Source organism: Acinetobacter sp. GN11 (assembly GCF_054823985.1).
In genome coordinates this window covers 36,978-46,788 of sequence record NZ_JRVL01000285.1, presented here as the reverse complement: position 1 = coordinate 46,788, position 9,811 = coordinate 36,978, and the positions used below count along the sequence as shown (strand labels likewise).

Sequence of the window (9,811 nt, the reverse complement as noted above, 5' to 3'; positions counted from 1 at the left end):
TTCATATTTCATTCATTATTGACACTATTTGTATAAAAAGTGAGTACTCTTCAGTTCATATAACAGATTTACTCTTATTGTAATTATGCTATTTTTGTTACATGGAGTTATCAAAGCTTTTATAAGTTGTAATTAGAAGCTTTGAAGGCAACACAGTTTAAACGGTTTAACTCTGTTACTTTTAAAAAAATGTCTTGAAGTTCAAGGAAAGATTAAAATGAAATTAAAACATCTGAGCACTGCAATGATTTTAGCAACGCTGCCTGCAACTGGGGTTTTTGCAGCAGCATTGGATCGCTCTGGACAATCAATGTCTGCATTTTTGCAGCCTAATAATTATTTTGAAGCTGGTATTTCTGTTTTAGACCCAGATGTAGCGGGTAAAGAAGCGGGATCAAGTGCAACACGCCGCGATATTGGTGATATGGGTAATGATTATTATTTCCCAAATGCAGCCTTAAAACTGCAACTTAATGATAAATTCTCATTTGGTATACTATACGATCAACCATTCGGCGCAGATGCTGAATATTCTGGAAAAAACGTATTTGTATCAGATAGCACCAATACAATTTTAGCTCCAGAAAGATTAGATGCAATTCGTACCAGTACTATTGATACAACATTTAATGGATTAACAGCTAATCAACGTGTGGGTGCGGCCCTGCAAGCCCAAGGAGTTGACTTAACCTCTCCTGCTGGACAAGCACAATTTGCTGCCACTTTAAATGCTTATAATAATGATGCAACTACTAAAGCTGTTATCGATGCGGGTGTTAAACAAGGTGTTGCTGCAAAGGTTGACGCCGGTTTAGCTCAAGTCAATGGTTTGCTTGGCAAAGGTGCCACCAAGGTTAAAGTTGATACCCAGAACCTTTCAATGGTTTTTGGTTTTCAACCAAATCAAAATTGGAACTTCTATGCGGGCGGTGTATATCAAACCATTAAAGGAAACATCAACCTCCGTGGTCAAGCTTACAGTATCTACAATGGCTATGATGCAGATATTAAAGAAACAGGTGGTGCAGGTTGGTTAGCAGGTTTCGCTTATCAAATTCCTGAAATTGCATTAAAAGCATCTTTAACATATCGCTCTGAAATTGACCATGACGTCAATATTCGTGAAAACTTGCCTACACTTCCTGCTCTTTCATTATTAGGACAAGCTGCAGCTGGCGAGGCAATTAAAAATAGCTCAGCAGATACCACAATTACCACGCCTCAATCAGTTAACTTTGATTTCCAAACAGGAATCATGGCTGACACTGTTGCCTTCGCTAACATACGTTGGGTGAACTGGAAAGATTTCTCTGTTCAACCATACAAATTTGGACAACTATCAAAAGTTGTAGGCCCGATTGTCAACCGTCCAAATGGTTTTGATTTAGTTAGCTATTCAGATGACCAATGGACAGTGACTACAGGTGTTGGCCGCAAACTTAATGACAAATGGGCTGGTAACGTTTCTGTAGGTTGGGACTCTGGTGCAGGTAATCCAATCACAACTCTAGGCCCAACAGAAGGTTACTGGAACGTAGGTTTAGGTCTTCAATATAGCCCTACCCCACAAACGTTTATTGCTGGCGGCGTAAAATATTTCTGGTTAGGCGATGCTAAGGCTCAAACTGGTGCACAAGCTGGTGGTGATGAATATGTTGCAGAGTTTTCTGACAACAACGCAATCGCTTATGGTTTAAAACTTGGTTATAAATTCTAAGTTTCAAAACTATTCAGATAAAAAAGGCGCTTAAAGCGCCTTTTTTATTATTTATCTCTTATGCTGGAATGCTACGCTTTGAAACTGAACGAATTGCTTCTTTTAATGCGTCATATCCATGGATAGCGGGGAATTGCGGAAATTCAGCAATCACGTTTGCAGGTGCATCAAATAAGAAACCATGGTCAGCTTCACCCAACATAGTTGTATCGTTATAAGAATCACCAGCTGCGATTACGCGGAAATTTAAGCCATGGAGTGCCTTAACCGACTCACGTTTTTGATCTGGTTGACGTAATTTATAAGCAGTAATCATTCCCTCTTCATCTGTCTCTAATTTATGACAGAAAATTGTTGGCCACCCTAATTGCTTCATTAAAGGATGTGCAAACTCATAGAAAGTATCTGACAGAATCACGAGTTGGAAATGAGTGCTCACCCATTCAACAAATTCTTTTGCGCCTGGTAATGGCCCCATCTCAGCAATGACTTCTTGAATGTCATTTAAGCCTAGACCGTGTTGTTTTAAAATATTAAGACGCTGAGTCATTAAAACATCATAATCCGGAATATCACGAGTTGTCGCCTCGAGTTCTTTAATCCCTGTTTTTTTAGCGAAATTGATCCAGATTTCAGGAACTAAAACCCCTTCAAGATCTAGGCATACGATTTCCATGAATGCTTCCAACGTTGGTTAAAAATTGCTGTATCATACCATTAAGATTTTCAGTTTTGCGTTGTTATTGATCAAATCAATTTTATTCATAAGGATCGAAATTAAAGTGCTAAGCAGTTTATCAACTATCCTTTAGAATATTTTTCATAACTCAATGCGCCCAAGCCTTTTGCCAGGAACACACATGACCGTTATTCCGACTATTGATATCGTAGATGCTCTTGCTGCTGAATATGCAACCAAAAGCCCTCGAGAAATTTTAGAACTTGCCTTAAGCCAACAAGGTGAAATCGCAATTTCTTTTTCGGGAGCAGAGGATGTTGTCTTAATCGATATTGCTTCGCGTTTGGGTAAGCCGTTCCGTGTCTTTAGTCTCGACACTGGTCGCCTACATGCTGAAACTTATCAATTTATTGAAACTGTCCGTAAACACTACAATATCAATATCGAAATTTGTTTCCCTGAATCTGAAGCTGTTCAAAAAATGGTAAACGAAAAAGGTTTATTCAGCTTTTTTACAGATGGACACCAAGAATGTTGTGGTATTCGAAAAGTTCAGCCTTTACGTAAAAAACTTGCGACTTTAGATGGCTGGATTACAGGTCAGCGTAAAGATCAAAGTCCTGGTACACGTACAGAAATTCCTGTAGTACAGGCTGATGCTGGTTTCTCTGGTCCAGGTAAGCAACTCATTAAATATAATCCTTTAGCAAACTGGACAAGTGCTGAAGTATGGAGCTACATCCGTATGATGGAGATTCCATATAACCCTCTTCACGAACGTGGTTTTGTTTCTATTGGCTGTGAACCATGTACACGAGCAGTATTACCAAACCAACATGAGCGTGAAGGACGCTGGTGGTGGGAAGAAGCGACTCAAAAAGAGTGCGGATTGCATGCAGGCAACATGAAAAAGTAATTTGTTATCAAAAAACCACTGCTAAATCAGTGGTTTTTTTTATGTCATGTTCCGTACACAAAGTCATATTTTATCTACTCTAAACGCTATATACTTAATTTTACGGTTCTATAATTCTAATAAGAGCTCAGATAAGGGCTTCTTAGAAAAATGCATGAGGCACAATGATTTATGCGTCCATTACACCCAATTGATTTCATTTTTCTGTCACTTGAAAAAAGACAGCAACCCATGCATGTCGGTGGATTGTTTTTATTTGAAATTCCTGAAAATGCGCCTGAAACCTTCGTACATGATTTAGTAGAAGATATTAAACGCTCAAAAAGCATTCCTATTCCGCCCTTCAATAACCGTTTAAATGGTCTATTTTGGGATGAAGATGAAGAGTTCGATATCGATCATCACTTTCGCCACATTGCTTTACCTCATCCTGGACGCATTCGCGAACTTCTGGTTTATATTTCACAGCAACATAGTTCTTTAATTGATCGTGCAAAACCACTTTGGACTTGTGACATTATTGAAGGAATCGAAGGCAATCGTTTTGCCATGTATTTTAAAATCCATCATGCAATGGTCGATGGCGTTGCGGGTATGCGTTTGATCGAAAAATCACTTTCAAAAACACCTGAAGAGAAACACGTAGTTCCTTTATGGTGTGTTGAGAGCAAAAGAACTAAACGCCTAAAAGTGCCTACTCCAAGTCCAAGTAAAATTAAGAGTATTTTGGGAAGCATTAAGTCTCAACTCGATATAGCTCCTAAAGTCATGCAAGAGCTATCTCAGACTATATTTAAAGAAATGGGAAAAAATCCTGATTATGTTTCTACCTTTCAGGCGCCAGTTTCGATTTTGAACCAAAGAGTAAGTGCTTCACGTCGTTTTGCGGCCCAATCCTTTGAACTGAGCCGCCTTAGAAAAATTTCAAAAGCATTAGGCGTGACGATTAACGATGTGGTACTCGCAGTATGCTCTGGTGCTTTACGTGAATATTTGATTAGTCAAAATAGCTTACCTAAAAAGCCACTTATTGCCATGGTTCCAGCTTCCTTACGCACAGATGATTCTGATATGAGTAACCGGATTACCATGATTCTGGCAAATTTAGGAACTCATAAAGATCAACCACTAGAACGTCTAGAAATTATTCGTCGCAGTATGCAGAATTCAAAGCAACGCTTTAGCCGTATGACTGCGAATGAAATTTTAAACTATAGTGCGGTTGTTTATGGCCCGGCAGGATTAAACATCATGTCAGGAATGCTTCCTAAGCGTCAGGCGTTCAATTTAGTCATTTCCAATGTACCAGGACCACGTGAGCCGCTTTATTGGAATGGCGCGAAATTAGACGCTCTCTACCCTGCTTCGATTGTCATGGATGGACAAGCTCTAAACATTACCATGACCAGTTATTTAGATAAGCTTGAAGTTGGATTAACAGCTTGTCGAAATGCTTTGCCAAAAATGCAAAACCTTTTGACTCATTTAGAAGATGAGATTCAACGTTTTGAAGAAATTATTGCAGAGAAGCAGCTGAAACATCATTCAGCAAGTTAGAAAAAGTTAAGGGGCTTTGAATTGGCCCCTTATTTTTTGATTGTGCGGCACTGGTTAAGCAACTGATGACATACTGAACGAATCATTGCAGTTGTGATCGGTACTTCTTTACCTTGATCATTCAACATATAGCAGCTATTTACTGGCGTGCTTTCTAAAACATGTTTAAGACCGTTGCTAATTAAGTTTTCACTTACATTCATGGGTTATACCTCTTATTGTTTGCTAAGACGTTAAATAGGGAGAACGTCTACGGCTACTGTATGCAAGTAGTATTTAAAATTCATGAATGAAAGTAAAATTTCAGTTGTAACAAGGATTAAGCGATATCTTGTTACAACTTTAACTTAAAATGATATCGTATTGCTCTTGCGTATATAAATTTTCGACCTGAAATTTAATGACACGGTTGATGAAATGCTCTAAATCTGCCACTGCTGGCGCTTCTGCTGTTAATAATCGGTCAATCACAGAAGGATGAGCAACAACAGTAAAGCCACTCGTTGACTCAAATGCACGGGTATATCGTAATATCTCACGAAATATTTCGTAACACACTGTCTCTGCTGTTTTGACAAAACCACGTCCTTGACAGGTTGGACACGACTCACACAGCAAATGTTCTAACGACTCACGTGTTCGTTTACGCGTCATTTCGACCAGACCAAGTTCTGATACTTGAGTAATCTTGGTCTTGGCGTGATCACGCTCAAGCATTTTTTCAAACTGACGCATCACCTCTTCACGGTGAATTGCCTCTTGCATGTCAATAAAATCAATAATGAGAATACCACCCAAATTACGCAGTCTAAGTTGACGTGCGATGACTTGTGTCGCTTCCATATTGGTTTTAAAAACGGTGTCCTCAAGACTACGACCACCGACATATGAACCCGTATTAACGTCAATCGTTGTCATGGCTTCAGTCTGGTCAATCATAAGATAACCACCCGATTTCAAAGCAACGCGCGTTTGAAGGGCTTTCTGGATATCTTCTTCGACATTATAAAGATCAAATAGTGGTCGCTCACCCGGATAATGAATGAGTCGACTCTGCATATTCGGAACAAATTCCTCAACAAACTCAAGAAGCTTGGCGTGAATTTCTCTCGAATCAACATAGATCTTTGCGGTCTCTTCGCTTGCTAAATCTCGAATAATACGCTGAGGTAATGGCAGCTCTTCAAAAATTAAGGATGGAACAGCAACATCAATTTGCTTACGTTGGATGTATTCCCATAATTTACTCAGATAGCACATGTCCCGTGCAATTTCTGCCTCATCTACACCTTCGGCAGCCGTACGTACAATCACGCTACCCGGCAGATTATGTTCAGATTGAATACCTTCAATAATATTACGCAGTCGTTCTCGCTCTTCTTCAGACTCAATACGCTGCGATACACCAATATGGTTACCGTATGGCATTAAAACCAGATAACGAGAAGGAATTGAAAGATCTGTACTCAGACGTGCCCCTTTCGTTCCCAACATATCTTTCATGACTTGAACGGTTAGGGTTTGACCGGGGTGTAAGAGTTCAAAAACGTTTGGGGTAGGCTGTGAACGAGGCCAAACCATATCATTGATATGTAAGAAGGCTGTTCTAGATAAACCGATATCAACAAAAGCTGCTTGCATGCCCGGAAGCACTCGCACGACTTTACCCTTGTAAATATTACCGACTAAACCGCGCTTGACTGTACGCTCGACATACAGCTCATTAACAGTTCCATTTTCGATTAATGCCACCCGACACTCCATAGGCGTGACATTAATAAGTAATTCTTCTGACATACATAAACTCAAAGCATTATAAAATTTTTATTAAAGAGTCAGAGAAGCTGTTAACTTTAACTTTGCCTACTGTTTATCGACAATGCTATTCAATTAAGAATGATAACAACCTCTTATGTCTTTACTCTTTTTAATAACTGTGCAAATTCGTATAAAGGAAGTCCTACCACATTACTATAACTTCCTTGAATTTGGGGAATATATTGAGAAGCAATCCCTTGAATTGCATATCCACCGGCCTTCCCCACAGGCTCACCTGTAGTCCAATAATCTTCCATATCTTGCATAGTCAGATGCTGAAATTCGACTTGTGTTTGCACCACCTGACTTAACATTTGTTGCTGCGTAGCAATGCATAATCCAGAAAACACATCATGCCAACGTCCAGATAATTGTTTCCATATCTCAAAAGCATGGCTTTTCGATTCAGGCTTACCAATAATCTGACCATCAAGCCCCAGACTTGTATCGGCAGCAATAACAATTGCTTCTGGAAAAATTTTTAATACAGTTTGCGCTTTTTCTCTCGCTAAACGTTCAACATATTGATGAACCAGCTCATTCTTATGAACAGACTCATCAATATCGGGGCTATAGATTTCAAAATCCAAACCCAGTTGTTGCAATAGCTCCTTCCGACGAGGAGAACTAGATGCTAAAACTATATGCGCCATTTTGCCAAACAATAATAGACGATTGGCCAACTGATGATACTTGTCATCAATGGTTGCCAGTGTCTAGCAATCGAAAAATGAATTCCACCCATGGTCTGGGTTACCCACATAAACGCTAAATGAGCAATAATGACCAGAGTTGCAATCGTCCATAAATTACCAAAGGTTAAAATACGGCGCTCGCGAATTAAAAAACGGGTAAGAAAAGTCACAATTACAAAGCTTAAAGCATTGAGACCTAAAGGAGCATCAAGCAATAAATCTGTAAAAATCCCCATTCCAAACGCAAACCAGATCCCACACCATGTTGGCTGACATACCACCCAAAACAGCATAATCATCAACATGAATAATGGGCGCCAACCTGAAATATCGTAGGATAGCGGGTAAACCATGAGCACAGAAGCCACAATCACAGAGAGAATTATTACCCATAATGGATCTTGGCGCTTTTCTCGCTTCAGTTTAGCGATCGGCATATGGCTGCTCCTTCGCTAATGAATCTGAGAAAAGTATAACTACATGGTGTCCTGTTGCTAATTGCGCGGCTGGTGTAACATCAATTTCTGCAAACTCACCTGAATTATGGCGTCTTACTTTGGCAACTGTACCCACTGCGTACCCTGCTGGGAAATGTTCACCCAAGCCTGAGCTAAATACTTTATCGCCCACTTGAATATTCGCACTCGTCGGGACATATTCCATTTTTAAACGGCCCAAATCACCTGTACCAGAAACAATCGCACGCATTCCAGTACGTTCAAGACGGACCGAAAGTGAGTGTTCTTTATCTGATAACAACATTACACGTGAGCTATGAGGATATACATTAATGATCTGCCCCATAATCCCCTTATCATCCAGAACCGTTTGACCGACCTTTAAATGGTCCATAGAGCCACGGTTAACAATGATGATATGACGTAATGGGTCTGCATCTGTCCCAATCACTTCGGCAATCTCCATACGTCCATCAATAATTAATGGAGTATCAAGAAGACCTCGCAAACGAGTGTTTTCAGCTGACAGTTCAGAAAGCTTCTGTAAGCGGACTTGAGCTTGTAAAAGCTCAGCCTGCATTGCAGTATTTTCACGACGCAGCTGTGCTTCAGATTTTGTTTGTTGATTCAGCCATTCTCTCGACAGTACTGGATAACTAGCCAATGCATAAATTGGGTTATATGCAGCGTACAAGACATCCCTTGCTGGCTGAATTACATACGGCATGCGCCAATCAAAAAATAGCACAACCAAGCATGTAATGACCGCAATAATGAACGAGCGGAAAGATGGCGGCTGTCTTGAAAAAATATTCGGTTGCACCGCCTAATCCTTAAACTTAACCAACAAAAAGCATGTCATGGTTCGGATTGTCAAAGAATTCCAATACTTTACCACCACCGCGGGTAACACAAGTAAGAGGATCTTCAGCAACCATAACTGGTAAACCAGTTTCTTGAGCTAACAATTTATCGAGGTTACGAAGTAACGCTCCACCACCTGTCAACACAATACCGCGCTCGGCAATATCAGAAGAAAGCTCAGGAGGAGTTTGCTCAAGTGCTGATTTCACTGCGCTTACAATATTTTGTAATGGATCAGAGATTGCTTGAGTAATTTCGTCAGAAGTTACAGTAATTGCACGAGGCACACCTTCTGCAAGGTTACGGCCACGTACTTCGATTTCTAATGTTGTGCCATCAGAAATAGCCATACCTACTTCTTTTTTAATGATTTCTGCTGTGGTTTCACCAATCACGCAACCATGAGCTTTACGAACATAATTGATGATTTGCTCATCAAAAACATCACCGCCAATGCGTAAAGAGTCAGCATAGACACAACCTTGCAATGAAATAATTGCAATTTCAGTTGTACCACCACCAACATCCACAACCATAGAACCACATGCCTGTTCAACTGGCATACCTGCGCCAATTGCAGCAGCCATAGGCTCTTCAATCAGACGAACATCGCGGGCACCAGCATTAAATACTGCTTCGCGAATTGCACGACGCTCGACCAAAGTTGATTTACATGGTACACATACAACCACACGAGGTGCAGGTGGGAACAAACGTTTTTCGTGAACTTTACCCATAAACTGATTTAACATGGTTTCAGTCACTTCAAAATCCGCAATTACACCGTCTTTCATTGGACGAATTGCAGAAATATTCGCAGGCGTACGGCCTAACATTTGCTTAGCATCTAGTCCTACAGCAGCAACAATTTTTTGTGAACCACTGTGACGAATTGCCACAACTGTTGGTTCATTTAATATAATGCCGCGGCCTGGTGCATAAATAAGTGTATTTGCAGTACCTAAATCAATGGCTAGATCCGGCGAAAACAAGCCAATTAGTCGTTTTAGAATCACGGTTCGTTCTCAGTTAAACTTTCATGTGGATGCAAGGTGGCAACTTTAAACTAAATGTGATGATTTGAACAAGTCAATCGCTTATTATAAC

At 40.2% G+C, this 9,811-nt stretch carries 10 protein-coding genes; 3 read left to right on the top strand and 7 right to left on the bottom strand.

What is annotated here, in order from left to right:
* Positions 1 to 217 precede the first annotated feature (217 nt).
* Complete coding sequence (locus NL42_RS18370; protein WP_461313842.1) at positions 218 to 1,717, top strand: outer membrane protein transport protein; 1,500 nt, start codon at positions 218 to 220, stop codon at positions 1,715 to 1,717.
* Positions 1,718 to 1,775: 58 nt separating this feature from the next.
* On the opposite strand, the gene thrH is transcribed toward NL42_RS18370, so the two are convergent.
* Positions 1,776 to 2,393, bottom strand: a complete 618-nt coding sequence (gene thrH / locus NL42_RS18365) for a bifunctional phosphoserine phosphatase/homoserine phosphotransferase ThrH (RefSeq protein ID WP_003655338.1) — start codon at positions 2,391 to 2,393, stop codon at positions 1,776 to 1,778.
* Positions 2,394 to 2,577: 184 nt separating this feature from the next.
* On the opposite strand from thrH, the gene NL42_RS18360 reads away from it, so the two are divergent.
* Together NL42_RS18360 and NL42_RS18355 are read left to right on the top strand one after the other, a co-directional pair.
* Positions 2,578 to 3,312 carry a phosphoadenylyl-sulfate reductase gene (locus tag NL42_RS18360; protein ID WP_461313841.1) on the top strand — a complete coding sequence of 245 codons (735 nt, stop codon included), beginning with the start codon at positions 2,578 to 2,580 and terminating at the stop codon, positions 3,310 to 3,312.
* 171 nt (positions 3,313 to 3,483) lie between these two features.
* Positions 3,484 to 4,869, top strand: a complete 1,386-nt coding sequence (locus NL42_RS18355; RefSeq protein WP_461313840.1) for a WS/DGAT/MGAT family O-acyltransferase — start codon at positions 3,484 to 3,486, stop codon at positions 4,867 to 4,869.
* 29 nt (positions 4,870 to 4,898) lie between these two features.
* Here the strand turns inward: NL42_RS18355 and NL42_RS18350 are convergent, their stop codons facing one another.
* From NL42_RS18350 to NL42_RS18325, 6 genes are all read right to left on the bottom strand, one after another.
* Complete coding sequence (locus NL42_RS18350) at positions 4,899 to 5,072, bottom strand: PA1571 family protein (RefSeq protein ID WP_002116397.1); 174 nt, start codon at positions 5,070 to 5,072, stop codon at positions 4,899 to 4,901.
* 139 nt (positions 5,073 to 5,211) lie between these two features.
* Positions 5,212 to 6,666 (bottom strand): ribonuclease G, encoded by a 1,455-nt coding sequence (gene rng, locus NL42_RS18345; RefSeq protein WP_461313839.1) that lies wholly within the window; start codon positions 6,664 to 6,666, stop codon positions 5,212 to 5,214.
* A gap of 113 nt (positions 6,667 to 6,779) precedes the next feature.
* Positions 6,780 to 7,340, bottom strand: a complete 561-nt coding sequence (locus NL42_RS18340; RefSeq protein WP_461313838.1) for a Maf-like protein — start codon at positions 7,338 to 7,340, stop codon at positions 6,780 to 6,782.
* Entirely contained in the window at positions 7,328 to 7,819 is a 492-nt protein-coding gene (gene mreD / locus NL42_RS18335) for a rod shape-determining protein MreD (RefSeq protein WP_461313837.1), read from the bottom strand. The genes NL42_RS18340 and mreD overlap by 13 nt, the downstream gene beginning before the upstream one ends.
* Positions 7,806 to 8,663 (bottom strand): rod shape-determining protein MreC, encoded by an 858-nt coding sequence (gene mreC / locus NL42_RS18330; RefSeq protein WP_461313836.1) that lies wholly within the window; start codon positions 8,661 to 8,663, stop codon positions 7,806 to 7,808. The genes mreD and mreC overlap by 14 nt, the downstream gene beginning before the upstream one ends.
* 16 nt (positions 8,664 to 8,679) lie before the next feature.
* Positions 8,680 to 9,720 (bottom strand): rod shape-determining protein, encoded by a 1,041-nt coding sequence (locus NL42_RS18325; protein WP_461313835.1) that lies wholly within the window; start codon positions 9,718 to 9,720, stop codon positions 8,680 to 8,682.
* Positions 9,721 to 9,811 lie beyond the last annotated feature (91 nt).